Origin of the sequence: Aestuariivivens sp. NBU2969 (genome assembly GCF_019931125.1) — a bacterium.
Taxonomy (GTDB): domain Bacteria; phylum Bacteroidota; class Bacteroidia; order Flavobacteriales; family Flavobacteriaceae; genus Aestuariivivens; species Aestuariivivens marinum.
Window position 1 is genome coordinate 1 of sequence record NZ_JAIOUU010000024.1, and the last position, 25,783, is coordinate 25,783.

At 33.0% G+C, this 25,783-nt stretch carries 24 protein-coding genes and 1 tRNA gene; 16 read left to right on the forward strand and 9 right to left on the reverse strand.

Features of this window, described 5'->3' with window-relative positions; genetic code table 11:
* From K7G79_RS12980 to K7G79_RS13010, 7 genes are all read left to right on the forward strand, one after another.
* Positions 1-1,997 (forward strand): gliding motility-associated C-terminal domain-containing protein (locus K7G79_RS12980; RefSeq protein ID WP_223552027.1); only part of this gene is annotated, 1,997 nt, incomplete at its 5' end.
* Positions 1,998-2,015: 18 nt separating this feature from the next.
* Positions 2,016-2,942 carry a type IX secretion system membrane protein PorP/SprF gene (locus tag K7G79_RS12985; RefSeq protein WP_223552028.1) on the forward strand — a complete coding sequence of 309 codons (927 nt, stop codon included), beginning with the start codon at positions 2,016-2,018 and terminating at the stop codon, positions 2,940-2,942.
* Between the two features lie 7 nt (positions 2,943-2,949).
* Entirely contained in the window at positions 2,950-5,616 is a 2,667-nt protein-coding gene (locus K7G79_RS12990) for an OmpA family protein (protein WP_223552029.1), read from the forward strand.
* A gap of 79 nt (positions 5,617-5,695) precedes the next feature.
* On the forward strand, positions 5,696-6,220 hold the full coding sequence (gene idi / locus K7G79_RS12995; protein WP_223552030.1) for an isopentenyl-diphosphate Delta-isomerase: 525 nt from the start codon (positions 5,696-5,698) through the stop codon (positions 6,218-6,220).
* Entirely contained in the window at positions 6,220-6,630 is a 411-nt protein-coding gene (locus tag K7G79_RS13000) for a 6-carboxytetrahydropterin synthase (RefSeq protein WP_223552031.1), read from the forward strand. Before idi ends, K7G79_RS13000 begins: the two co-directional genes overlap by 1 nt.
* A 154-nt stretch (positions 6,631-6,784) precedes the next feature.
* The gene (locus K7G79_RS13005; RefSeq protein ID WP_223552032.1) at positions 6,785-7,054 is read left to right on the forward strand and encodes a hypothetical protein; all 270 of its coding nucleotides are present in this window, start codon (positions 6,785-6,787) and stop codon (positions 7,052-7,054) included.
* A gap of 56 nt (positions 7,055-7,110) precedes the next feature.
* Positions 7,111-7,184 (forward strand) — tRNA-Thr (locus K7G79_RS13010).
* 171 nt (positions 7,185-7,355) lie between these two features.
* Here the strand turns inward: K7G79_RS13010 and K7G79_RS13015 are convergent.
* The 4 genes from K7G79_RS13015 to K7G79_RS13030 all read right to left on the reverse strand — a co-directional run bounded on the left by K7G79_RS13015 (position 7,356) and on the right by K7G79_RS13030 (position 11,386).
* Positions 7,356-8,054: a DUF4369 domain-containing protein gene (locus tag K7G79_RS13015; RefSeq protein ID WP_223552033.1), complete on the reverse strand. Its 699-nt coding sequence runs from the start codon at positions 8,052-8,054 to the stop codon at positions 7,356-7,358.
* A gap of 48 nt (positions 8,055-8,102) precedes the next feature.
* Entirely contained in the window at positions 8,103-9,368 is a 1,266-nt protein-coding gene (locus K7G79_RS13020) for a DUF819 domain-containing protein (RefSeq protein WP_223552034.1), read from the reverse strand.
* A gap of 241 nt (positions 9,369-9,609) precedes the next feature.
* Complete coding sequence (locus tag K7G79_RS13025) at positions 9,610-10,338, reverse strand: PorT family protein (protein ID WP_223552035.1); 729 nt, start codon at positions 10,336-10,338, stop codon at positions 9,610-9,612.
* A 118-nt stretch (positions 10,339-10,456) separates the two neighbouring features.
* Complete coding sequence (locus tag K7G79_RS13030; RefSeq protein ID WP_223552036.1) at positions 10,457-11,386, reverse strand: S9 family peptidase; 930 nt, start codon at positions 11,384-11,386, stop codon at positions 10,457-10,459.
* A 424-nt stretch (positions 11,387-11,810) separates the two neighbouring features.
* On the opposite strand from K7G79_RS13030, the gene K7G79_RS13035 reads away from it, so the two are divergent.
* Positions 11,811-12,476 carry a M15 family metallopeptidase gene (locus K7G79_RS13035; RefSeq protein ID WP_223552037.1) on the forward strand — a complete coding sequence of 222 codons (666 nt, stop codon included), beginning with the start codon at positions 11,811-11,813 and terminating at the stop codon, positions 12,474-12,476.
* A 60-nt stretch (positions 12,477-12,536) separates the two neighbouring features.
* On the opposite strand, the gene K7G79_RS13040 is transcribed toward K7G79_RS13035, so the two are convergent.
* The gene (locus K7G79_RS13040) at positions 12,537-12,878 is read right to left on the reverse strand and encodes a DUF6249 domain-containing protein (RefSeq protein ID WP_255575994.1); all 342 of its coding nucleotides are present in this window, start codon (positions 12,876-12,878) and stop codon (positions 12,537-12,539) included.
* Positions 12,879-13,016: 138 nt separating this feature from the next.
* On the opposite strand from K7G79_RS13040, the gene K7G79_RS13045 reads away from it, so the two are divergent.
* Positions 13,017-13,607 (forward strand): RNA polymerase sigma factor, encoded by a 591-nt coding sequence (locus tag K7G79_RS13045; RefSeq protein ID WP_223552038.1) that lies wholly within the window; start codon positions 13,017-13,019, stop codon positions 13,605-13,607.
* Positions 13,588-13,989, forward strand: coding sequence for a hypothetical protein (locus tag K7G79_RS13050; protein WP_223552039.1), 402 nt, complete (start codon positions 13,588-13,590; stop codon positions 13,987-13,989). The genes K7G79_RS13045 and K7G79_RS13050 overlap by 20 nt, the downstream gene beginning before the upstream one ends.
* Before the next feature lie 8 nt (positions 13,990-13,997).
* On the opposite strand, the gene K7G79_RS13055 is transcribed toward K7G79_RS13050, so the two are convergent.
* On the reverse strand, positions 13,998-14,630 hold the full coding sequence (locus K7G79_RS13055; RefSeq protein WP_223552040.1) for an MOSC domain-containing protein: 633 nt from the start codon (positions 14,628-14,630) through the stop codon (positions 13,998-14,000).
* Between the two features lie 185 nt (positions 14,631-14,815).
* Complete coding sequence (gene htpG / locus K7G79_RS13060; protein WP_223552041.1) at positions 14,816-16,726, reverse strand: molecular chaperone HtpG; 1,911 nt, start codon at positions 16,724-16,726, stop codon at positions 14,816-14,818.
* Positions 16,727-16,991: 265 nt separating this feature from the next.
* On the opposite strand from htpG, the gene K7G79_RS13065 reads away from it, so the two are divergent.
* Positions 16,992-17,999 carry a 3-oxoacyl-ACP synthase III family protein gene (locus K7G79_RS13065; protein WP_223552042.1) on the forward strand — a complete coding sequence of 336 codons (1,008 nt, stop codon included), beginning with the start codon at positions 16,992-16,994 and terminating at the stop codon, positions 17,997-17,999.
* A gap of 360 nt (positions 18,000-18,359) precedes the next feature.
* On the opposite strand, the gene K7G79_RS13070 is transcribed toward K7G79_RS13065, so the two are convergent.
* Positions 18,360-20,852, reverse strand: coding sequence for a TonB-dependent receptor domain-containing protein (locus K7G79_RS13070; protein WP_223552043.1), 2,493 nt, complete (start codon positions 20,850-20,852; stop codon positions 18,360-18,362).
* Positions 20,853-20,947: 95 nt separating this feature from the next.
* On the opposite strand from K7G79_RS13070, the gene K7G79_RS13075 reads away from it, so the two are divergent.
* Positions 20,948-21,310: a CoA-binding protein gene (locus K7G79_RS13075; protein WP_223552044.1), complete on the forward strand. Its 363-nt coding sequence runs from the start codon at positions 20,948-20,950 to the stop codon at positions 21,308-21,310.
* Here the strand turns inward: K7G79_RS13075 and K7G79_RS13080 are convergent.
* Positions 21,281-22,729 (reverse strand): sodium:solute symporter, encoded by a 1,449-nt coding sequence (locus K7G79_RS13080; RefSeq protein WP_223552045.1) that lies wholly within the window; start codon positions 22,727-22,729, stop codon positions 21,281-21,283. The two genes, K7G79_RS13075 and K7G79_RS13080, sit on opposite strands and share 30 nt — an antisense overlap.
* Before the next feature lie 240 nt (positions 22,730-22,969).
* Here K7G79_RS13080 and recR point away from each other — a divergent pair, with 240 nt between their 5' ends.
* Genes recR through K7G79_RS13100 form a run of 4 tightly spaced genes read left to right on the forward strand, consistent with a single transcriptional unit; the run spans position 22,970 to position 25,741 of the window.
* Positions 22,970-23,587: a recombination mediator RecR gene (recR, locus tag K7G79_RS13085; protein ID WP_223552046.1), complete on the forward strand. Its 618-nt coding sequence runs from the start codon at positions 22,970-22,972 to the stop codon at positions 23,585-23,587.
* A 23-nt stretch (positions 23,588-23,610) separates the two neighbouring features.
* Entirely contained in the window at positions 23,611-24,507 is an 897-nt protein-coding gene (locus K7G79_RS13090; RefSeq protein ID WP_223552047.1) for a glycosyltransferase, read from the forward strand.
* A gap of 33 nt (positions 24,508-24,540) precedes the next feature.
* Entirely contained in the window at positions 24,541-25,128 is a 588-nt protein-coding gene (locus K7G79_RS13095; protein ID WP_223552048.1) for a phosphoribosyltransferase, read from the forward strand.
* Complete coding sequence (locus K7G79_RS13100; protein ID WP_223552049.1) at positions 25,118-25,741, forward strand: haloacid dehalogenase-like hydrolase; 624 nt, start codon at positions 25,118-25,120, stop codon at positions 25,739-25,741. The genes K7G79_RS13095 and K7G79_RS13100 overlap by 11 nt, the downstream gene beginning before the upstream one ends.
* Positions 25,742-25,783 lie beyond the last annotated feature (42 nt).

Here is a 25,783-nt window from a genome sequence, read left to right on the forward strand (position 1 = left end):
CATCCTGTGACCAGGTCATTACCATTGAGGACACGACCCCACCGGTTATCACCTGTCCATCGGATCTTACCATAGCGTGTGATGCGGACAGTACACCGGCCAATACGGGCAGTGCCACAGCGACGGACAACTGTGATGGTTCCCCGGTTATCACCTTTGTAGATGTGGTAGCAGCAGGTACGGGCAACAATTCCGTGATCACCAGGACCTGGACGGCTACCGATGCCAATAACAATAGTTCATCCTGTGACCAGGTCATTACTGTAGTTGATAGCACGGCACCTGTACCAGATATTACTACGCTACCGGGAGTGACTTCTGAATGTTCAGTTACTTTAACTCCTCCAACAGCAACAGATAATTGTTCAGGAACTATTGTTGGAATTACAACAGATCCTACATATTATAATGTTACAGGAACTTATACGGTTACATGGGAGTATACTGATGGTAATGGAAATGTAAGCTCACAAGATCAGGTTGTAATAATTACTAGTATACCTGAACCTGTAAGTTCCGGTGACCAATTATATTGTGAAGGCGACCCTATTCCAGAATTATCAGTTACTGTTAGATCAGGAGATACAGTTGATTGGTATAATCAAGCATCTGACGGAACATTATTGTTAGCAGATAGCACTACTTTCACTCCGAGTGGACCTGGGACTTATTATGCAGAGGCTAGAGATATTTTACAAAATTGCGTGAGTACCTCTCGAGTTGCTATAACCCTTACAATGAACATTCTTCCTATCATTGATGATATTGCTTTTTCTGATCCAACATTTAGTAGTTGCCCAGCGTTAGATGATGGAACGATTACAATTACAGCGACTGGCACTAATTTAGAGTATAGTATTGATGGTGGAGTCACATACCAATCTTCTAACACATTCAACGATCTCATGGTTGGTGATTATACAATAGCTGTTCGAGATAGTATTAATTTATGCGAAACCATTTCTTCCAGTATAACCACTTTAAGTGATAATGGTTGTATTGCTAGTATTGTGATAACCAAGACTCAAACAACTATTCCTAATACTGTGACTTTTGTAGGTCAAGTTTTGGAATATGAAATAACAATTGAAAATACAGGAAATACAGCTCTTCATAATATAGATGTACAAGATCTATTACCTGATGGAACACAAGGTTCTTTATCAGGACCGTTTGGAGATTCAAACAATGATAATGCATTAGATGTTGATGAAGTTTGGACTTACACTATAACTTATACAGTTACTTGGAATGATGCACTTGCCGGACTTGACTTAGTGAATGAGGCTTCCGTTACTTCTGATGAGATTGATACACCAGAATCAGATACAGCTGTTACTCCAATAAATACTTTAGATTTGGAGATTGAGAAGACAGTTGATAGGACAGAAGTATTAGTGGGAGATCTCGTTGTTTTCACAATTGTTGTTTCTAATTTAAGTGATTTTGATGCAACTAATGTAGAGATTAATGAAGTTATTCCGAGTGGATATGAATTTGTATCAGCCACAATTACTTCTGGATCTTACTCTGATTTAAATGGTTTATGGGTGATTCCAAATATATCAGGAGGAGGCATTGAAATATTAGAGATTACGGTGAGAGTTCTTCCAATGGGAGATTACATAAATGTAGCTGAAATACAAGATGTTGAAAACGGAATCGATATTAATCCCGACAATAACCGAGCAGAGGCTTTTGTTGAACCAAATTGTTTGACTATTTATAATGAATTTTCACCTAATGGTGATGGTGATAACGATACATTTGTTATAGATTGTGTTGAACGTTATCCAGAAAGTAAGTTAGAGGTCTATAATCGTTGGGGAACAAAGGTTTATGAAGTTCGAGGATATCAAAATGATTGGGATGGTACTTCTAACGAAAGTTTAATAATAAATGGTTCAGAAAAATTACCAACGGGGACCTACTATTATGTTTTAGATCTTAAAGATGGATCTAAACCTAGGATAGGTTGGTTGTATATAAACAGATAAAATATTCAGAAAGTTGCAATGATTAAAAAGTTACATAAAATAAAAGGGATAACATTAATCTTTGGTGTTTTGTTTCTGTATAATACTCAGGCTCAGCAAGAGCCACAGTATACGCAATATATGTATAACACAATGGTAGTGAATCCAGCCTATGCCGGACAAAGGGAGACATTAAACATTGTTGGGTTGTATAGAACACAATGGGTTGGGGTTGATGGGGCTCCCGAAACGCAATCATTAGGGATTCATAGCCCAATAAATAATGGTAGGTCAGGGCTGGGATTAGTAGTAGTTAATGATGCTCTTGGACCAGCTAGCGAGATGTCTGTGAATACTAATTTTTCGTATACCATTCCTTTTGATGATAGAGGAGCATACTTTTCTTTTGGTTTTAAAGCAGGTTTTCAACAATTAAAATTGGATTGGAGTAAAGGCATACACCGTGACCCTGATAATGCTTTCAATGAAAATTTAAATTTATTTTCAGCTGTTGTAGGTTCGGGATTTTACCTGTATTCCAATAACTGGTATTTAGGGATGTCTATTCCTAATATTATAACTACAAAGCATTATGATGATTTTCAAGAATCTGTAGCTTCAGAAAGAATGCATTATTACATCATTGGAGGTTATGTGTTTGATTTATCTAAAACAACAAAATTTAAGCCTGCTTTTTTAGTTAAAGCGGTATCAGGTGCTCCTTTAATAGTAGATTTTTCAGCCAATATGTTGTTCAATGAGAAGCTAACTTTTGGATTGGCATGGAGATGGGAGGATTCTATTAGTGTATTAACTGGATTCCAAATAAATAAAAATATATATTTGGGTTATGCATATGATTTAACCACCACTGGATTTAATAATTATAATAGTGGTACACATGAAATCATGTTTAGATTTGAATTAGCAAAATTGGGAAAACTTTTATCACCAAGATTCTTTTAGCATGTATATGAAGTTATTTAAAAACATATTTATAGTAAGTTTAATTCTTTTTACTAATGGTTCTTTTTCACAGGAAAAAATAATAAAGAGTGTGGAAAAGGATTATGATAATTTTGCTTATATAAAAACAACAGAGGTGTTATTAAAGGTTGCTGAAAAAGGATACAGATCTGTAGAGCTTTTTAAAAAACTAGCCAATTCATATTATTTTAATAATAACCTAAAAGAAGCAGCCAAATGGTATGGTTATTTAATGAGAATGAAAGATCCGACCCTTGATCCTGAGTATTATTTCAGATATGCTCAAAGCCTGAAGGGTATAGAGGAATATGAGGAAGCAAATATCTGGATGGCCAAGTTTTTTAAGGAGAAACCAGAAGATAGCAGAGGGAGAGCTTTTGTAAACAATGTAGAATATTTATCAGATATTATAAAAGATGACCAAGATATAGACCTAATAAATATTAACATTAATTCGGAATACTCCGATTTTGGAGGAGCCCAATATAAAAATCAATTAGTATTTGCTTCAACAAGAGGAAAGGGAAAACGGTATAATTGGAATGAACAACCTTTTTTGGATTTGTATTATGCAAATAAGATTGATTTAGGTGAATATCTTGAAGAAAAGAAATATAGCAAAGAAGTTAATTCTAAATTTCATGAGTCTTCGGCAGCTTTTACAGCGGACGCAAAATACATGTTTTTTACCAGAAACAATTATTATAAGAAAACATATAAAGAGGATTCTGAAGGAGTTAATCGATTAAAGATATTCAAAGCATCAATGCTCCCCAATGGCGAGTGGGGTGGTATTACATCCGTGCATTTTAATTCTGATGAATATAGTGTAGCCCACCCATCAATTAATAAGGCGGGGACAGTTATGTATTTTGCTTCTGATATGCCTGGTACTATAGGCCTGTCAGATATTTTTAGGGTTGAAATTAATTCAGATGGAAGATTAGGTGTCCCAGAAAATTTAGGTAATGTTATAAATACTGAAGGAGAAGAATCCTTTCCCTTTATAAATGCCAAAGGCGATTTGTTTTTTGCATCAAATGGCCATTTAGGTTTAGGGGGCTTAGATATTTTTGTGGCCCGAAATTTTGAAGACAAATATAAAAATGGAGATAAGATTTTTATAGATAATTTAGGGAAACCAATGAACAGTTCTTTTGAAGATTTTGCTTACGCTGAAGATCAAGAATCTGTCGAGGGGTATTTGTCTTCAAATAGAGATGGAGGGAAAGGTGATGATGATATATATGCATTTCTTATACCTGAATGTAAGCCTATATTAGATGGGATTGTTAAAGAATCAGGTAAAAATATTGCTATTGTAGATTCCAATATTAAACTTTTTGACAATAAAGGAAATGAAATTTTAACCATGAAGTTAGAGGATGTATACAGGTTTGTGTTAGAATTAGAATGTAATAAAGAATATTTAATTAGGGCTGATAAAAAAGGCTATGTTGGGGTTGAGAAACGCTTTACTACTCCTTCTTCTACCAATAGCCTTTTAATTGAATTATTTTTAGATAAAGACGAACACCTAATAAGTGAAGGTGATGATCTTGCACAAATACTAGATATCCCAATAATTTATTTTGATTTCGATAAGTATAATATTCGATACGATGCTCAAGTAGAACTACAAAAGCTATTGAATGTGTTGAAGGAATATCCTAATATGGAAATTGAAATAAGAAGCCATACAGATTGTAGGGGAACGGTAAAATACAATAAATCCTTATCGAACCGAAGGGCTCAATCTACAAAGCAATATCTTATAGAAAATGGAATTGCTTCAAACAGGCTAAAAGCAATAGGTTATGGAGAGAGTCAGCCAGTTAATAAGTGTAATTGTGGAGGAGATATAAATATAAAAACATCTATTAAAGATTTAGCATTGGTTAAATTAATAGAGGAAGATAATATCAATTTTAACAAAGTTATAGAAGCAGATAGCATTAAGTTTTATGGTACTAGGGAAATTGCAGGAACAAAAAGCGGTTACTATATAATAGGAAATGTGTACAGCCGAAATTTTTATTTCAAAAAGTTTATGAAGTCGCTTAAGGAAAAAGGATATAGCCCTGAATATTTCACTAATCGAAATAACAATTGGAAGTATGTATATCTTGAATATTTCGATACTTGGCAAGAAGCGGTCGCTTCATATAAATCTAAAATAGATGGTAATTACCAAGATGAAATGTGGATTTTAAAAGTAGATAATGGTGATTTAAGATATGACCATTTGCAAGCTAATGGTTTATCAAATAAAGATGATAATAGTGATGCATCAAATGCTAAGGAAAAAATCACATATCATAATTTTCAGGATACCCAAGGTGTGAAAAGTGGATATTATTTGATTGCAAATGTTTTTAAATCTAAAACAAATGCTATCAAGTTTATTGAGATACTAAAACAACAAGGCCTAGCTGCCGATTCCTTTTTTAACCCTACCAATAATTTTACTTATGTGTATATAAAAAGGTTCGATTCTTTCAAGAGTGCTAAGATAGCAAGTCAGTCTAAGTTAGAAGGAACTTATAATAAAGAAATATGGATTTTAAAAATAAATGGAATAGGTGATATAGAATGTAGTGAAGCAGAACATCAATTAAATAGACGAAGTGAATTTATAGTTACCAAGATGTAAGACTAAGAGAGTTTAATTATTATGATTTTTTTAGCTATTGAAATTGGTGTAATTAAATATTAGGCGGTATTTTTATTCCATGAAAGAAGATAATGTCATACTGGTAAACGAAAAAAATGAGCAAATAGGGTTAATGCCAAAAATGGAAGCTCATGAAAAAGCTCTATTGCATCGTGCCTTTTCTGTATTTATTTTTAATGATAACAACGAATTGATGTTACAGCAAAGAGCATTAAGTAAATACCATTCACCTGGCTTGTGGACCAATACCTGTTGTAGTCATCAACGGGATGGTGAAACCAATATAGAAGCTGGAAAAAGACGTTTGCAGGAAGAAATGGGATTTGTGGTAGACCTTGAGGAATCGATTTCATTCATTTATAAAGCCCCTTTTGACAATGGATTAACCGAATTTGAATATGACCATATACTTTTAGGAAAATACAATAAAAATCCTAAAATTAACAAAGAAGAAGTTGCCGATTGGAAGTGGATGCCTTTGGAAGCCGTAAGAAAAGACATAAAAAAACACCCAAAAATTTATACAGAATGGTTTAAGGTAATCTTCGATAAATTTTATCCGCATATAAATCCAGGACAGTAATGAAAGTTAAAGTAAGCAGAAAAGCACATTTTAATGCGGCGCATAGATTGTACAATGCTGATTGGACAGATGCCAGGAACGCAACTGTTTTTGGTAAATGCGCTAATCCTAACTATCATGGACATAATTATGAATTGATTGTTTCTGTTACTGGAGAGATTCATCCTGAGACTGGATTTGTTATGGATATGAAAGTTTTAAAACATATCATTGAAACAGAAGTTGAAGAAAAATTCGACCATAAAAATTTAAATGAAGAAGTAGGGGAGTTTAAAGAGTTAAATCCAACTGCCGAAAACATTGCTGTTGTTATTTATAACAAAATAAAACCACAGATTGAATCGCATTTAGATCTGGAGATTACGCTTTATGAGACTCCACGTAATTTTGTTACCTATTCTGGAAATTAATCTTTTCACTATTAAATCCTTACTTATTTTGGTCTGATGTCTTTAGATTAAGAACATCTAGTTATTACTATCAATACTTTAAAATAGATTCCAAAAATGTAGTGCTATTTGAAGTTTATGTTTAATTTTGTTGTATAATTTAAAACACAGAAACATGGCAAATGTTAGAAACCTAAAAAAGGATATTAATTATGTTTTAGGTGATATTATTGAAGCAGTTTACATCTGGGAATATGCAAACACCGATAAAGACACAAAGCAAAGTGATGCTATAATAGATGAAGCTATTGAAACTTTTGATGAGTTGATTGCAAAGGTAAATGCTAAAAATGTAGAGGATCCAAAAGCACATTTTAAAGCAATTAATCAAGAGCTTGAAACTAAGGGGAGAGCTTTAATTGAAAAGATTAATAAATTAGGATAAAATTTTAATGGCCCTTTACAAATATGATTTTTGCTATTATATTTGCAGCCATTAATGCCTCCATAGCTCAGCTGGCTAGAGCAGCTGATTTGTAATCAGCAGGTCGTGGGTTCGAGTCCCTCTGGAGGCTCAAAAAACAGAAGTTCGGTGTCTTTATTGATGGCTGAACTTTTTTTTTGAAAATAGGACGAGAAGTGTGCCCTGAGCGCAGTCGAAGGGAGTCCCTCTAGAGGCTAAAAAAAACCGAACATCGAAAGATGTTCGGTTTTTTCTAATTTCTTCTTGGAGAAGGTTTTGTTTATTAGTTTTCTTTTGCCTTTATTTCCTTAATAAAAGCATCCAATTCCTTTCCATATTTAGAAGCTTTTACTTTTGGTGTAAGCGATTTGTTTATAGTGTCCAAAAAATTAATTTTTGCGTTATAAATTTCAGTTAACGCCAAATAAGGGGCTACTTCACTATCACTATTATTAATGGCAAAATTTACAGTTTGTAAATATTTACTTTTTATAATATTGTTCTGTTTTTTTTCATAATCTACAAACGCCAATGAGTCACCATTTTTTTGAGCGTCGAAACTCTCCTTGATCAAATCTAAATTTCTATGGTTAATTCGGGACATTAATAATTGGTAATCTTCAAGAACTTTCTGCTGCTCAGAGCCTTTTATATTGGCATCAAAAACAAAGTTTTTAAGTGTGGTATTAATTTCGGTAACGCCTTTATCTGCAAAAAAGGTAATTCTATCATTTTTGCCACCATTTTTGTCTAAATATAAATAGAAGACTTCGGGTGATTCCAAGTCACTCTTTAATTCAAACATAGAGTTTCCGTTAATCACTGCAGAGTCAATAGTAATTAAAGAAGTGTCTTTTACCTTTTTTAAATAAACGGTTCCTTTTTTTAGACCTTTAATAGATGTTCTCACAATTAAATCGGGTTGATCTTTACTGCACGAAAATGCTAGAAGAGCTATAAATAACAATAAAACTTTTCTCATTATAAGTTGTAAATTTGAAGCGCAAATATCTTAAAAAAATATTTAAAATTAACCTACTGAAACAATTCTCATCAATTCGGCACAAAGCATTGCTCCATATGTACCAACAACATAACCAAAAACTGCCAATAAAGCACCAACGGTTGCTAAAGAAGGATGAAATGCCGCTGCTACCACAGGGGCTGAAGCAGCACCGCCAACATTGGCCTGACTGCCCACCGCCAGGAAAAAGTAAGGTGCTTTAATAAGTTTAGCAACTAAGATTAGCAGGCCAGCATGGATGGCCATCCAAACTAAACCAATCATAATCAAATTTGGGTTTTCAAAAAGTTTGCTCAAATCCATTTTCATTCCAATCGTAGCCACCAATATGTAAATAAAAACACTACCTATTTTACTGGCGCCAGCTCCTTCATAATTTTTTGCTTTAGTAAAGGATAGTAGAACACCAAGCAATGTAGCTATGGAAATAAGCCAGAAAAACTGACTTCCAAATGACGACCACGGACTTTTAGGGTCGCTTACCCCTTCAAAATTTGTATTAAGCAAAGTTGAAATGGAATCGGCTCCCAAATGAGCAATTCCAACAGTAACAAAAGCAAAGGTAAGAATGACCATATAGTCTGTAAGTGTAGGGTTACGTTTTACACTTTCAGTAAAATCCTGTACTTTTTGTTGAAGCTTGTCAATAGCCGTATTATCGGCTCCTAACCATTTGTCTATCTTATGCTTTTTACCTATACCAATCAATAAAAATGCCATCCATATATTGGCAACAACAATATCAACAAGTACCATACCTCCATATTTATTGGGATTGAACTGATAGATTTCAAGCATCGCTGCTTGGTTGGCACCGCCGCCTATCCAGCTTCCAGCCAAGGTTGCCAAACCACGCCAAACGGCATCAAAACCCACACCTCCAACAGTGTCTGGAGAAAATGTGGATATAAGCAAAATGGCTAATGGACCACCTATAATAATACCCATTGTACCTGTAAGGAACATAACCAATGCACGCCACCCCAAATTGAAAACAGCTTTTAAATCAACACTAATGGTTAGAAGAACTAAAGAGGCGGGGAGTAAATATCGACTGGCGACGAAATACGTTTTAGTTTCTTCAGGCGAAATAACTCCAAAAGAACTGAAGATGGCCGGTAGTAGATAACACATTAAAAGTCCAGGGACTATTTTGTAAAACTTATGCCAAAAACCAGATTTTTTGGATTCTGTGAAAAATACAAAGCCAAGGCATAATATTAAAATGCCAAAAACAATAGCGTCATTAGTGATTAAAGGTGTGTTTTCCATGGATTTCATAGTTTGTGCTACAAAATACCAAATAGTTTACAATTAAAAAAGATTAGGGGTTTTTGAATGATAAAACAAATATTTTAAAGTTTGGCACGATAGTTGTTATTTGTTAAATGTTACATTCTATAAATAAGTTTATTGAGTGGTTACTTTAAACTTTAGATTGTAAATCATATTTTTGGTTGGTTAGTTAGTAAAAAAGCATCCTTTCTTGGATGCTTTTTTTATGCTTTCTGTTTTACTTTTTGTAAGGACAACCGCATTTGTCGTTACTTTTAAATAGGTCTGCAATGCTGGTACCATCTGTTCTAAAAATATCTACAGAGAAACTTAGACTCAATGTCTTAGGAGTATAAGATCTTAAATCGGCTAAGTTAACTCCATAAGCACTATGATTGATATCCAGAAGTTCTTCTTGAGTGGCTTTTGTACCTATTTCATATCTTAAATCAATACTAAACCGGTTATATCGTGCTAAAATTCCAAAATTTAAACTTGTTGTGTTTTTTTCTATATCCGGACCGCCATTACTATATGATGTTACCTGTACACCTTCTAGCTGTATATTACTAAAGAAATTAAAACTTGGGCCGGCGTATATTGAGACAGGTTTTGCAATCTCCAATCCAAATAGTATGGGTATTTCAAATTTTGTTGCCGTCCATTTCGATGCTCTGTTTGGAAAATCATAATGGTTTTCTAAAGACACATAATTTAATTCAGGTCTGATAAAGAAGCCTTTAAGTTCGGCGTTAAAATAACCTCCAATTTGATATCCAATGTTTTTTTTAGGAGAAAAAACTTCGTCGGCCTTGCCAACTGCAATCGATCCGCCCCTCGAATTTATATCTCCAATTGTATTAGTATTTAGCCCAGCTTTTAATCCAAGAACATAGTCTTGCGAAAACACTAATGTTGAAGAATTAAAATAAATACATAAGGCTAATAGTAGGTATATAGCTTTCATTATGTTATAGATTTGGTAATAATTGCTAGTAATATATAATTAAACACCAAAAAACTAATGAAATTACGATAAGCTGTAGTTTTTTACTTTAAAATGAAAAATTTCGCTGTAATGCACATTATTTATTTGATTCTATGAATGTTACAATGTGCTCTATGAGTTCTTCAGAAACCTTTCTATTAGGCTCGTTATAAGATTTTGAATTTTCAAGATCATCTCCAGCTATCATAACCAGTACATGGTTCATATCTTGAATAATTTTTAAAGAAGCATCTGGCATAGCTTCTTTTAGCATATTGGCTTCATTTATACTTACTTGTAAATCTTTAGATCCATTAATTATTAATATAGGTATTTTTAGGGTTTTAATAGATTCGGAAGGATTGTATTGCATCCAATTTATCATAAATAGCTGAATGTCTTCTTTGAAAATTGAGGTTAATGCATCAGGATAATTATTCACCAGCTTACCCTTTTTTAGATTATTGATTATGGATATGGATTGATCGGAAAATTGGGGAGCTGTTTTACTGATTTGTTCGATAAGCACATCTCCTATATTTTGTCCAGCTCCAGCCAACGAGATAAAGCCGTGTACATTGTTCTTTGAAGCTAATATACCTACCAAACTGCCTTGACTGTGTCCAATAATATATATTTTATTGTAGATTTTCTTAGAAGTAAAATAGTTAATGGCAGCAATAGCATCTTCTACAAAGTCATCAAACATTATATTGGGGTCTATGCTTCTAAGTCTGATTTGTTTAACAATACGCTTATCGTATCTAAAAGTGGCAACCCCATTTTTAGCTAACTCATAGGCCAGTTTTTTAAGTGCATTATTTTTTAGAAAGTTTTGGTTGCCATCTCTGTCGGTTGGTCCAGAACCACCAATAATAATAGCTAAATGGTCTGTGTTGTTAGCAGGTGAGGTTAATGTGCCATCAATATGTCTATTTATAACAAGGTTTTTTTCTGTGAAGGTCTCTGTTTGAGGAAAAAGGAAACCTTGAGTAAAAAACATAAAAACTAATAATCTAAAAGTCATAGCTAAATTTTAGGTAAATATAATTCAATAATACCATTAATTAGTAACTGTTTTAGTTTGGTTTTTAGTGTATCAGTTGCTCAAGTTCATGTCTAATGATTAAACATTATTATTTGTTGTAAATATGTATTTCATCGATAATACATGACAATACAGCTTTTAATGTTAAAAAAAAGTGTATTTAATCGATAATATATGTTTTTAGTCGTTTAGTTTGATTTATATTTTTACTTTTGAAGTGTACTAAATAACATACTTTTTAGTTCAATGGATTAATTAATTAATATTTGCATTATGATGTTGATATAGAGACCCTAAATCTACTTCATGAATTAAGCAAATTAAAAGAGAACCGGGTTTGAGGGAACCCGGTTTTTTTGTGCCTTAATATTTCCTACTTTTATTTTGCATAATTTAGCTTTTAATGAAGCATCTTATATTATACCTGTTTTTGTTTATTTATGGTTTTTCTATCGCTCAATTGCCGGAAGGATTTGTTGATGCTAAAACCATTATTCCCAATTTAGATGTTGAATTGCGATATTTTGGCACGAATAATTTTGTAGGCAAACCTATAACGGGGTACACATCCAATAAGCTGGTTTTAACCAAACAAACTGCTGAAGCTTTGAAACAGGTACAAAATGAATTGCAGCTAAAAAATTTATGTTTAAAAGTTTATGATGGTTATAGACCACAGCAAGCTGTTAATCATTTTGTGAAATGGGCAAGAAAATTAAACGATACTATTAATAAACATATTTTTTACCCTGATGTTAAAAAGAGGAGTTTATTTAAAGAGGGTTACATTGCATCAAGATCAGGACATAGTCGAGGAAGTACGGTCGATTTAACTATAATTGATGGTAATACAGGTAAACCATTGGATATGGGAAGCCCTTACGATTTTTTTGGAGAAATATCTTGGGTCGATTATAAAAAGTTAACCGACAAACAAAAAGCAAATAGGCAGCTTTTGCAAGTGGTTATGAAAAAGCACGGTTTTAGGAACTATCCCAAAGAATGGTGGCACTTTACCTTGCGAAATGAACCATACCCTAATACTTATTTCGATTTTCCTATAGAATAAAAAAACCTGTTTTCATAGAAATAAAACAGGTTTTTGTGTTTTTTGATTGATGTTGTTGCTTTATTCTTTGTCTAAATTCTTGCTCATATTAAAGCCAGTTAATAATCCTAAACCTGCCATAAAGGTGATGGCACCAGGTTGGGAAATATCGGGATCCATTCCAAACATTGTTAATAGTCCGGAAATGAATATACCAGTTCCTATGCCCATTAGCAGTAAGGCAAGATTTAAGAATAATGCTTTCCAGACGGTTAGAGTGCGTTTTTTGCCACTAACAAAGATACTAGCATCAGCACCTTTATCGATAAGAGCTAAACGTTCTTTGTTTCTTGTAGATAAATAAAGGTAGAATACACCGAAAACTGCTAGAAAAAAACTAATTGGAATTAATACTTCAGCCATAATTGTTTGTTTTTAATTGATTAATTTTAATGTGTTTGTAACTATGACGGCAGTTGTTTCATTTTGGTTACACTTTTTCTTAAATATTTTTAAGGTATTCTGTAACCTAAAGAAAAGGGTTGTCGTCTTACATAAAAAATGACCAACAACGACGATCAATATTATATTAAACAAATTATTGAAGGCGATACCAATGCGTTTACCGTTTTGGTAAATCGTTATAAGGACTTGGTGTTTACCTTAACCCTTAGAATGCTTAAAAACAGGGAAGAGGCCGAAGAAGTGGCTCAGGACACTTTTATTAAAGTCTATAAATCACTGAATAGATTTAAAGGGGATTCTAAATTTTCTACATGGATTTATAAAATAGCATATAATACCAGTTTAGATCGATTAAAGAAAAACAAAAATAAATTAAATAATGTAGTCATCAATGAATTTACAGCCCATGAAGTGAAAACAATTGACAATGCCTTAGGAAAATTAGAAAACGAAGAAAAGAAGCAAGCCATTAAAAAATGTTTGGATATGTTGCCAAGTGATGATGCCTTTTTGCTAACATTGTATTACTATGAAGAATTGACCTTGGAGGAAATATCTAAAACGATTGGATTAACACCCAATAACGTAAAAGTGAAATTGTTTAGAAGCCGAAAAAAAATAGCAACTATTTTAAGACAACAATTAGAACCAGAATTAATCGAAGATTATGAAAGAGAACGCCGATAACTATTTAGATGATTTAACCAAAAAAGTAATTAAGGACAGTAGTATTGAGAAACCGTCATTTGATTTTACTAATACAGTGATCGCAAATGTGAATGCCATAGCTAAAAATAAAGCTACCGTGTATAGACCCTTAATATCTAAAACCGTGTGGTCTTTTGTTATAGGTTTATTTTTAATTGTATTTTTTTATGTCTTGTTTTTTGCAAATCAGACAGAAGGATTGGGCTGGTTTGGAACATTAGATTTTAGTTTACCTTCTAATTATTTGCCAGACTTTAAATATTCCAAAACAGTAACGTATAGCATTGTGCTTTTTGGATTAATGCTAAGCATTCAGGTTCCTATTTTAAAACACCATTTAGATAAACGATTTGACACATAGTTGGAAGATTATAAAAAAGCCTTTAATTTTTCACGCTTTTTTAAGGGCAACGCCTCATTGTTTATAGCTAATTCTAAAAGGGTTTTGTCTTTGGTCTTGGCAAACAACAAATGGTTAAGATCATAAATACTTAAGCTATTGTTCGCTTGCTTTACTAAAGTAAATTCGTCGCCAGTTTTAACATTTCCTTCTTCCAGCACTCGAACATAAGTGCCAGAATAGCCGTATGCGATATATTGTTTAACTACCTTTTGCGAGCCAAACTTAACACCCAATTTAAAACAAGGTTCTCGTGGCTGGGTAATTTGTATGAGGGCGCCACCTACTTTATAGATATCGGCAACCTGTATTTGGGTTTCGTCAAGACCTTCAACCGTTAGGTTTTCTCCAAACATACCCCAATTCCAGTTTAAGTTTGGGTATAAGCTTTTCCAGTAGGGGTATTGATTTGCCGAAAACAGGTAACAGGCCTTAAACTCACCACCGTGATACCTTCTATCGGTCACTTCGTCTTGTGCCACGTCATTTTTGCCAAGGTAAATGGGGTCATGGGTGGGCGTTTTATAAATACCCGTAGTGACTTGCTTCCCTTGCCAGTTGATGGTGGTTGGTTTGGCAATATTGGTAGAGGTTATTATCATGGGTCGTTTAACTTTAAAATAAAAAACGTTATACTGTTGTTTATTGGTAGTTAAACGAAGATAGTTGAAAATTTTTCAAAGTCAATTATCTACCAAAACAAAAACCACCTTGTTAAACAAAGTGGTTTAGAAATTTATAAAAAGATTGCTACGACTCCTTATACTATGGAGCCACGCAATGACATTTATTTTATCATGTCGTAACTGCGCTTAATAAAGTTGGTCAATTCTTCTCCCTTAAGTAAGCCCTGTGACAAGCGGGCCAAGTCTAAACTTTGGTTTATTAAACGTTCTTGTTTCTTTTTGGTTTTGGTATTTAAAATTTCGCTTACCAAATCATGATTGGTGTTCACTACCAAATTGTACATTTCTGGCATACCACCCATGCCAAACATACCACCGCCACCGGTTTGTTGCATTTCCTTCATACGTCGCATGAACTCGGGTTGTGTTATTATAAATGGCGATGCGTTACTATCCATAGCCTCGAGTTGTACCATGAATTTTTCTGAAGGAATGACTTCTTTCAATAACTCATCTAAGGCTTTCTTTTGGTCATCATCTAATTTAGAAATAGTTGTGTCGTCCTTCTTGATCAAATTGTCAATATGATCTGCATCTACACGGGCAAAAGAGATTTTCTCCTTAGTAGTTTCCAATTTTTGCATTAGATGGGACACTATTGGCGAATCCAATAACAATACCTCATAGCCTTTGGCTTTTGCAGCTTCTATGTAACTGTGTTGTGCATCCCTATCGGCTGCATAAAGAATTATCAGTTTGTCATCTTTATCGGTTTGGTTTGCTTTAATCTTATTGTAAAGTTCTTCGTAAGTATAGTACTTGCCATCAACTGTTGGGTATAGGGCAAAAGCATCAGCTTTTTCAAAGAATTTTTCTTCCGAAAGCATACCGTATTCAATAACAATTTTAATATCGTCCCACTTCTTTTCGAAATCTTCACGATTGTTATTGAACAACGATTTTAACTTATCGGCCACTTTACGCGTTATATAAGATGAAATCTTTTTAACGGCCCCATCGGCTTGCAGGTAGGAACGAGATACGTTAAGTGGGATATCTGGTGAATCAATGACACCACGCAGCATAGTCAAGAATTCAGGCACAATGCCTTCTACATTGTCGGTTACAAATACCTGATTTTGGTATAGTTGAATACGATCTTTTTGTATGTTAAGGTCGTTAGTCATTTTAGGGAAATATAATATCCCAGTTAGGTTGAACGGGTAGTCCACGTTTAAATGAATATTGAACAAAGGCTCCTCAAACTGCATAGGGTACAATTCCCTGTAGAAGTTTTTGTAATCGTCATCCTTTAAATCGGTCGGCTGTTTGGTCCATGCAGGGTTTGGATTGTTTATAATATCGTCAACCTTTATTTTTTTATGTGGTTCTTTTGTTTCCTTACCGTCTTTGTCGGTTATGGTTTGCGGTTCATGCTCAGGGTCATTTATTTCCTTGGTTCCAAATTTAATAGGGATAGGCATGAACTTATTATATTTTAACAATAACTCGCGAATACGGGATTCTTCTAAAAACTCTTTTTCATCATCAGATATATGAAGAATGATTTCGGTTCCTCTTTCGGTCTTGTCGTGTGGTTCTAAAGTAAACTCGGGAGAGCCATCGCAAGTCCAGTGGGCAGCTGGCTCATCTTTGTATGATTTGGTAATGATTTCTACTTTATTTGCTACCATAAAAGCAGAGTAAAACCCTAAACCAAAATGACCGATAATGCCAGTGTCTTTAGCAGAATCCTTGTATTTGTCTAAAAATTCTTCGGCACCAGAAAAAGCTACTTCATTAATGTACTTTTCAACTTCTTCGGTCGTCATCCCCAAACCTTGATCGATGATGTGTAGCTTTTTGCCTTTTTTATCAATTTTAATTTCAATCTTTGGGCTGCCATATTCAATTTTGGCATCGCCAACATTAGTAAGGTGCTTTAGTTTTAATGTGGCATCTGTAGCATTACTAATAAGTTCACGTAAAAAGATTTCGTGATCGCTGTATAAGAATTTTTTAATGAGCGGGAAGATGTTTTCTACCGATACATTAATGTTTCCTTTTGTCATAATGTTTGTCTATTTTTCTTTTCCACCTTTGCGGAAAACCATTCAACTTAAAATTTTAATTCGTCTTAAAAATTTAGTCAAAAAAAATACCAAGTCAATAAAAGTGACAAACTGACACAATCTTTCTTTTAAATATAATTTTTAAAACTATAAAACACAAAATTCAAGAACATATGTCCAGATGTTAAGTGTTTTGGAATTTGAATTTATATAATTGGAATTTAATAACAGTTATCGTAATTTGTATTGCTTAAAATAATTGGCTATGTACAACTCTAGAATAATAGGTTTAGGAAAATATGTCCCTGATAATGTGGTGACTAACGACGATTTATCTAAAATGATGGATACCAGTGACGAATGGATACAGGAACGGACAGGAATTAATGAGCGTCGATGGATAAAGGATGGCAGTGAGGACACATCGGCAGTTATGGGAGCAAAGGCGGCTAAGATTGCCATTGAACGTTCAGGATTGACTAAGGATGATATTGATTTTATTGTCTTTGCGACATTAAGTCCAGACTATTATTTTCCAGGCTGTGGGGTGCAAATACAAGATATGCTGGATATGCCAACGGTTGGAGCTTTGGATGTTCGAAACCAGTGTACCGGCTTTGTTTATGCTGTTGCGGTTGCTGACCAATTTATAAAAACGGGTATGTATAAAAATATTTTGGTTATAGGGGCAGAATATCATTCGGGAGGACTCGATAAAACTACAAGGGGAAGAGGGGTTACTGTTATTTTTGGTGATGGCGCTGGTGCCGCTGTATTAAGTAGAACAGAGGATAATACAAAAGGGATATTATCTTCACATTTACATTCAGAAGGTAAATATGCCGAAGAACTTATCGTGGCAGGTCCTAGCATAAAACACTGGGTGCCGGAAATTTTAGAGGCCAATAATCCAGACGATACCTCTTATTATCCTTATATGAATGGGACATTTGTATTTAAGCATGCTGTTGTTCGTTTTAGTGAGGCTATTGTAGAAGGGTTACACGCTAATAATTTGAAGAAAGAAGATATAGACATGTTAATACCGCATCAAGCCAATCTTAGAATTTCCCAGTTTATTCAAAAGAAGTTTGGTCTGCTGGACGACCAAGTGTTTAATAACATCCAAAAATATGGAAATACTACGGCGGCTTCAGTGGTAATTGCCTTAACTGAGGCATGGGAAGAAGGAAAGATCAAAGAGGGGGATACTGTTGTTTTAGCTGCATTTGGAAGCGGGTTTACTTGGGGAAGTGTGATCTTAAAATGGTAGCATATATTTGTAAAAATCAAAAAACCTGAAACGGTAGTTTCAGGTTTTTTTAGCTATTAATCAACTCCAACTAACACTAAAAATTTCGTGAAGTATATATATTAGACGTAAAAGTTTGTGAAATATTGCAGTATTAACAAAATTTAACAAAAAAACCCGGAATCCATTACTCCCGGGTTTTTAAAATTTAGTACTCTTTGTCATACGAATTTTTCTTTTAGGTGACTAACTCTAAATAATTAACTTCGCTTGGTACATTTCTATAACGTACAATAATATTTTTTATTGTGCGGTAGTGAAAAAAAAAAGAAAAAAGTGCCCATATGGCTTATGGACACTTTTAGTGAATGAATTTATGTTTTACAGGAACCCTCTGTTATTTGATTTAATATTGTCCTCTCTTGTTTTTCGAGATTTAGCACGATACTTTCCGCCACCAAACCTGTAGTTCAAACTAACGCTCCAAGTGTTGCTTTCCCAGTTAAAAGTACCTTTAGAAGGATATGGTCTTTGACCATCAAAACTAAATTTCATAGTATTGAAAATATCATTGTAATTAAATCCAAAAGTGGCTCGGTTGTCTTCAAGGAAACTATAGCGCATGCCTAGATTAACAAAATACATGGGGTTAACATCAAATTGTAGCGATTTATTTTCACCTCTGTAAAACCCAAAAGCTGTAAGCGTTAATTTTTGGTTAAGACTAAAATTGTTGAACATTCTTAAATTCCAAGCTGCATTATCAACTTCGGTTACATTAGTTTCAATATCGGATATAGTTGCATTTTCTAAAAGAACACCATCTTTAATGTTTTCAGCAATTCCTTTTTGGGTTTGTGAGTATAAGTCGAAACTACTATTAATACTCCACCATTTAAAAGGCCTGTAGTTACTAGATATTTCAATTCCAAAAGCAGAAGTATTGTCAAAATTATCGTGGCTTAAAATTACACGACCAGAAGTAACATCGGTTCGATCTACAAATAGTACTCTATTGATTTCATTGGATATGGCACGATAGAATAAACCAGCAGTTATGCTACCTTTTCTGTTGTTTAAGTTTCTAGTATAGTTTAATTCAATAGAGTTGGTGAATTGAGGTTCCAAATCTTGTTTTCCATAAGAAGATATTAAAGGTGCACTCCATTCTTTAATAGGGTTTACCTGACCAATGCCTGGTCGGTCTACACGGCGGCTATAACTAAATTGATAAGAATTTTTGCCAGAAGGTGAATGCGTTATAAATAAAGAAGGATATACTTGAAAATAATCATTGTCGAATCCTATTTCTGTAACTTCATTTGTTAATACATCCTGTTGAAGCGCAATAGCATCAACATTAACATTTTCAAGTCTAGCCCCTATTTGATAAGTCCATTTATCCAATTTTTTACTATAGGTGGCATAAGCGGAATAAATATCTCTAGTGTAATCAAAATTTGTACTAGGTGTAGGCGCTAAATCTCCAAATTCGTTATAGGATTCACCAGTTGAAGCATAAACAATATCGGTATTGAATAATCGTGCTTGTAAACCCAATTCTAACTTTGAATTTTCAGATAAAGGATTTACATAGTCTAAGTCAATAGTGGTATTGCTACGTTTGGTATCATTGAAGTCTATATAATCGCTTAAGGGTCCTGCAATTTGATCAAAAAACACGGGGTTTTCACCATTGTAGGTGTTATGGTCTATTTCCAATTCTATATTAGAACCTTCTTTTGCAAAATTAATTTTATAATCAAAATTATATTGAAAAGAGGTATTATCTCCAATGTTGGTAAAAATCTGGTCTTGGCTAAATGATGTGTTGTTATAGAATATGACATTTGTCTTACCTGCTGTATTATTATTGGATATATTTTGGTTGGTGAAAACAGAAATGGTGTGCTGGTCATTTAAATAAACATCGACACCAACTTTATATTGGTGGTTTTCCCTTTTATCTAAAGTTTTAAAGAATTGTTCTGAGTTGTTTTCAGGACTGAACACATTGCCATTATTCCTGTTTTTAGAAATATTATTACTATAGCTGCCAAAAAAATTTAACTTTCCATTTCTGTAATTTATATTAAGGGCACTATTGAATTTAGACTCTTTTTCATAGGTAAGACTAGTATTTATATTACCATTAAGCCCCATCATCGTGTTTTTATGCAGCACGATATTAATGATGCCGCTCATGCCTTCAGGGTTATATTTGGCTGAAGGATTGGTGATTAATTCAATAGACTTAATAGCTGTTGAAGGAATTTGCTTTAGCAATTGAGCAGTAGGAATAGTAGATAATTTACCGTCTACCATAACCTGTACGTTTGAGTTGCCACGTAAGCTAATATCACCAGTTTGCGCGTCGACGCCAACTGATGGAATTCCTATCATGAGTTCGGATGCTGTTCCGCTTGCTGCTAAGTCCTTGCCTATTGTAATTACTTTTCTGTCTACTTTTTGTTGTATGGTGGAGACTTCGGCTACAACAGTAACTTCATCCAAACCTTCGACTTCTTCTTCTAAATAGATATTGCCTAAGTCTATTTTATAATTACCTCTTCCTATTTTCAGATTCTTTTTAATAGTTTTATAACCTATATATTGTATATTAAGAATAATATTGCCTTCAGCTATTTTTTTAATTTCAAAAGTACCTTCGTCGTTCGTAATGCCTCCGGTTAATGTTTCACCGTTTGAGTTGGTTACTATTACATTAACATAAGTTAAAGGTTGCTTTAGGTTGGCATCTAATACAACACCAGTAATAGAGCCAGTTTTGTCGATATCTTTTTCAGGATCTATTTTGTGGGCTTGTGCGATTAAAGACCAAAGTATAGCACATAAAAAGAATAGTCTTTTCATTATAATTAATTATTTTTTGATTGATGTTTGAATAGTAGACGCCAAATATGGATTTATGTTACTACATTTATATCCAATTAACTTTATCTTAACAAATGATTAAAAGGACACTGGTTTTTGGAGCATCCTTAAAACCTAACAGGTATAGTAATTATGCGGTTCAACGATTGGTGGCTAATGGTATTGATGTGTTGGCATTTGGGAAGAGAGAAGGTAATATAGGTAATATTAAAATAAAAACTGAATTAGAGCTTTATGACAATGTACATACGGTAACCATATATTTAAACCCTAAAAGACAAAAAACATTTTACAATTATATTGTTTCATTAAAGCCTGAACGCGTAATATTTAATCCAGGGACAGAAAATCCAGAATTCTATGACATTCTAAAAGCAAACAATATTTCGTATGAAGCGTCCTGTACTTTAGTCCTGCTTGCTACGAATCAGTATTAGGCCAAAAAAGGTGAGGAGGCCGTTTATAATTAAAATTTCGAATCCAATTTGGTAACCATTTAGTAAATCTATTGAGTAAGTATTTATTAAATAAGATACAATAGGAGCGATGATGGCAATAATCCAAACGTATTTATCTTTGAGCTCTGCTTTGGTAAAAATACCATATGCAAATAGGCCTAATAATGGCCCGTAAGTATAACCAGCGGCTTTAAACAGTTCCCAAATAACCGAAACATCTTTAAAAATAGTGTCAAATAGTACGATAATTACAACCAATACAAGACTTATGAAAATATGGGCACGTTTTCTAACTTTTTTTTGTGACTCTTTAGGTTTTTTATCCAGTTCAATTATGTCTATACAGAAAGAGGTTGTTAATGAGGTTAATGCAGAATCTGCACTGGAATAGGCTGCAGCAATTAAGCCTAAAAGGAAGAATGCTGAAGTCATTATGCCAATTTCTGGCAACATGGCTATGGTTGGAAACAAATCGTCTTTTCTTTCGGTTATATTATGCATATCGGCATATTGGGTAAGCATCAGCCCCAAGACTAAAAACAGGACATTTACAAAAATGAGTACGATGCTAAAGGAAACCATATTCTTTTGAGCTTCTTTTAAGTTTTTGCAGGTTAGATTCTTTTGCATCATATCTTGGTCAAGTCCAGTCATGGTTATTGTAATGAACATACCAGCTAAAAAACTTTTTATAAAATATTGGGCATCATTAACATCATCAAGGAAAAAGGTTTTGCTCATAGAGCTACCCTTAATATTTGCATATATTTCTGAAATACTGTTTAAATCTAATGCAGAAGCTAAAAAAGCAATAGCAACTACAACCGATATGAGCATAAAAAGCGTTTGAAGTGTATCAGTAAAAATAATGGTCTTAATGCCACCTTTAAAGGTATATAGCCAAATAAGTGCAATGGTAATTATTACCGTAACTGTAAAAGGTATATGGTATTGGTCAAAAATTAAAAGCTGAAGCACTTTGGAGACCAAAAACAATCTAAAAGCGGCTCCAACAGTTCTGGAGATTAAAAAGGCAACAGATCCTGTTTTGTAACTGGTATTGCCAAATCGGTCCTTAAGATAAGTGTAAATAGAAGTTAAATTTAACTTATAATAAATTGGCAATAATACATAAGCAATAATTAAATACCCGAAAAAATACCCAAAAACAACTTGTAAATATCCAAATTGTTTGGCTTCAACAGCACCTGGAACCGAAATGAATGTGACACCAGAAAGTGAAGCGCCAATCATACCAAAGGCAACCAAATACCAAGGAGCCGATTTATTGGCCTTAAAAAAGGCATCGTTAGAATCTTCTTTACCGGTAAAATAGGATATAAGGATTAACACCCCAAAGTATGCTAATATTAATAAGATTATTTGTGTTGTAGTCATATAGTATATATATTCAAGGTTTTAAATTACAACTATTAATATTCAAAATCTAAAGCTTAAGTATTTTTTGTTCAAAAGGTGAGATTAAACCAATAAAGCATCCATTACTAAACATTAGATGTAAAACAGGAATAGTAATTTCGTGTTACATGTTTGTTTAGGGTGAAGTATAAGTTTGTCCTTTGAAAAAAAATAAATATTAACACATGAAATTACCGTCTAAATAGTACTTTAGCAACAATGGACTTTTCATCGAAATTACTTGAAAATGCAGTAAATGAAGTAGCGCAACTACCTGGTATAGGAAAGCGCACGGCATTGCGTTTGGTTTTACATATACTTAGACAGCCCAAAGAGCAAACACAGACTCTCACTAATGCTCTACAAATTATGCGCAATGAAATAAAGTTTTGTAGATCTTGTAATAATATAAGCGATGAAGAATTTTGTGAAATATGTAAAAGCACTAAAAGAAATAAAGAGATTGTATGTGTGGTTGAGGATGTTCGTGATGTCATGGCTATTGAAAATACGGGTTCTTTTAAAGGTGTTTACCATGTTTTGGGAGGTAAAATTTCTCCAATGGATGGTATAGGTCCTCATGATTTGAACATAGAACCTTTAGTAGAGAAGGTTAAAAAAGGTTTGGTCAAGGAATTGATTTTTGCTTTAAGCTCTACAATGGAAGGGGATACAACCAATTTTTATGTTTATAAGCAAATACAGGATTGTGATATCGCTGTTTCTACAATAGCAAGAGGAATTTCAGTTGGTGACGAATTAGAATATGCAGACGAGATTACTTTAGGAAGAAGTATTTTAAACAGGGTGCCGTTTGAATCGTCGTTGAAGTTGTAAGCCAATATACTTGTCTATTTTTTATGATTTCAATTTGTGTTCCAATTTATAATTTTGATGTTACAAATCTACTAGTGGAGTTAAATCTTCAATCTAAGCGATTAGATGTTCCATCTGAAATTATACTAATTGATGATTGTTCAAACCCTTATTTTAAATCCTTAAATGACAAAGAGTGTTCCAAGCATACTTATATAAAGCTTAAAAATAATTTAGGCAGAGCAGTTATAAGAAACAAGTTTCTGGAATTCACGAAATATGAGTATTTGCTTTTTTTGGATTGTGATTCTTTTATTCCAAGATTAGATTTTTTAGAAATCTATGTAAAATCAATTAAACTTTCTAATGTCTCGGTAATATGTGGAGGTAGAATATATCCAAAAGAGAAGCCGGCAAGGAATAAGATGTTAAGATGGAAATATGGAGTTTATAAAGAATCAAAGCCCTATGATGTTAGAAGTAAATACCCTAACAGGTCTTTCATGACAAATAACTTTGTTGTGAGCAAAAATGTTTTTGAAATAGTTCAATTCGATGAAAGGATTTATGCCTATGGTCATGAAGATACATTATTTGGTTTTCAATTAAAAAAAGCAGGTATTATGGTTTCTCATATTTATAACCCAGTTTTGAATGGAGACTTGGAAACTAACCTAGATTATATTCTTAGTGTTGAAAAATCAATACTTAACTTGGTTAATATACTTAAGTTTATAAATTACGATAAAGAGTTTATTGATGATGTTAAGTTACTAAGGTTCTATTATAAATACTACAAATATAAAGATGTATTTGCTTTTTTGTTTGATGTTTTAAAACCGGTAATGAGGTATGCTTTTTCAAAAGGCTACGTAAACCTTACATTATTTGATTTTTATAAATTGGGGTTTTTAAGTATTAATATAAATGTAAAGGATTAAAATCTTATGTTTAAAAAATAAAATTTTCAATTGATGCGAGTGATAACATTAAACAATGCTGATTTTTTGAAAAAGGTCGATGAGATTTTCGAAAGCATTGATTTTGTGCCAGATGTTATTGTTCAAATAAAAAATGCTGGAACTTATTTTGGAGATGCGTTTAGAACAAGAGGAGAATTCAATAAGGTAACTTATTACTCTATTATATTACAAAGAAAAGGAGAAGGCTTAAAAAAGAATTTTGTTTTTAAGTTTTTAATGAAAATTTTACCTTACTCAATTTTGGATGAATTAAGAAAATATGAATCTAAAAGAGCAAAAAAATCATTAAGTAAAATTAACTTAAATTGCCTATCGAAGAAAACGATTAAAATTAATATTGACCTTAATTTAGATTTAAAGAATATACTTATTATTGATGATGCAATAGATACTGGAAAAACAATGTTTTTAATAAAGCGCAGTTTAGAAAAACAATTTCCGAAAGCTGCTGTCAAAACCGCTGTTTTGTCATGGACTATAGAAAAGTCAATAATTAAACCGGATTATTTTTTATATAAAAACGTCTTGGTTAGATTCCCGTGGTCTAAAGACTATAAAGGAAAAGATCTTGAAAATTAGAGTTTTAGTAGTTGATTTAGATGGAACGCTCTATGCGACCAATACTTTTCATCAATTTATTAAATACGTATGGATACGTAGCATGATGAATTTCGATATAATTCTATCTTTTCAAATACTGTTTTTAATTCTGGCGAGGTTAATTAGAATCATTGGTCATGCTAAATTAAAGTTCTATTTCCTAAGCTTTATTGCTAATAAATCTTATATAGATAAGACCGATTTTGTTAATTCTTTATTTGTTTATAAGCGCAATATCCTAGCATCACATATGCAAAAATATAACTTGAAAGTTTTGGCAACTGCAGCCCCAGAAACTTATTCAAGAATAATAGCAAAAGAACAGGGACTTGATGTTTGTATAGCTACAAAAAATCCAAATTCAAGATATCATAAAGAATATGAAAATTCAAAAGAAAATAAAAAGGAAAATGTTTTAAGTTATTTGAAAACTAAGGGATTGCATTCTGTTGATCTTTTAATTACAGATCATGTTGATGATTTGCCTTTAATTAAGATTTCGAAAAGAAATATTATTGTTAATCCTAACATGCGATTTGAAAAAATGTTACAATCACTTGAAATAGACTATAAGGTTGCTAACTATGGCTAATCGTAGAATTTGATAGAAAGTTTTTGTGGAGAATAATTAAAC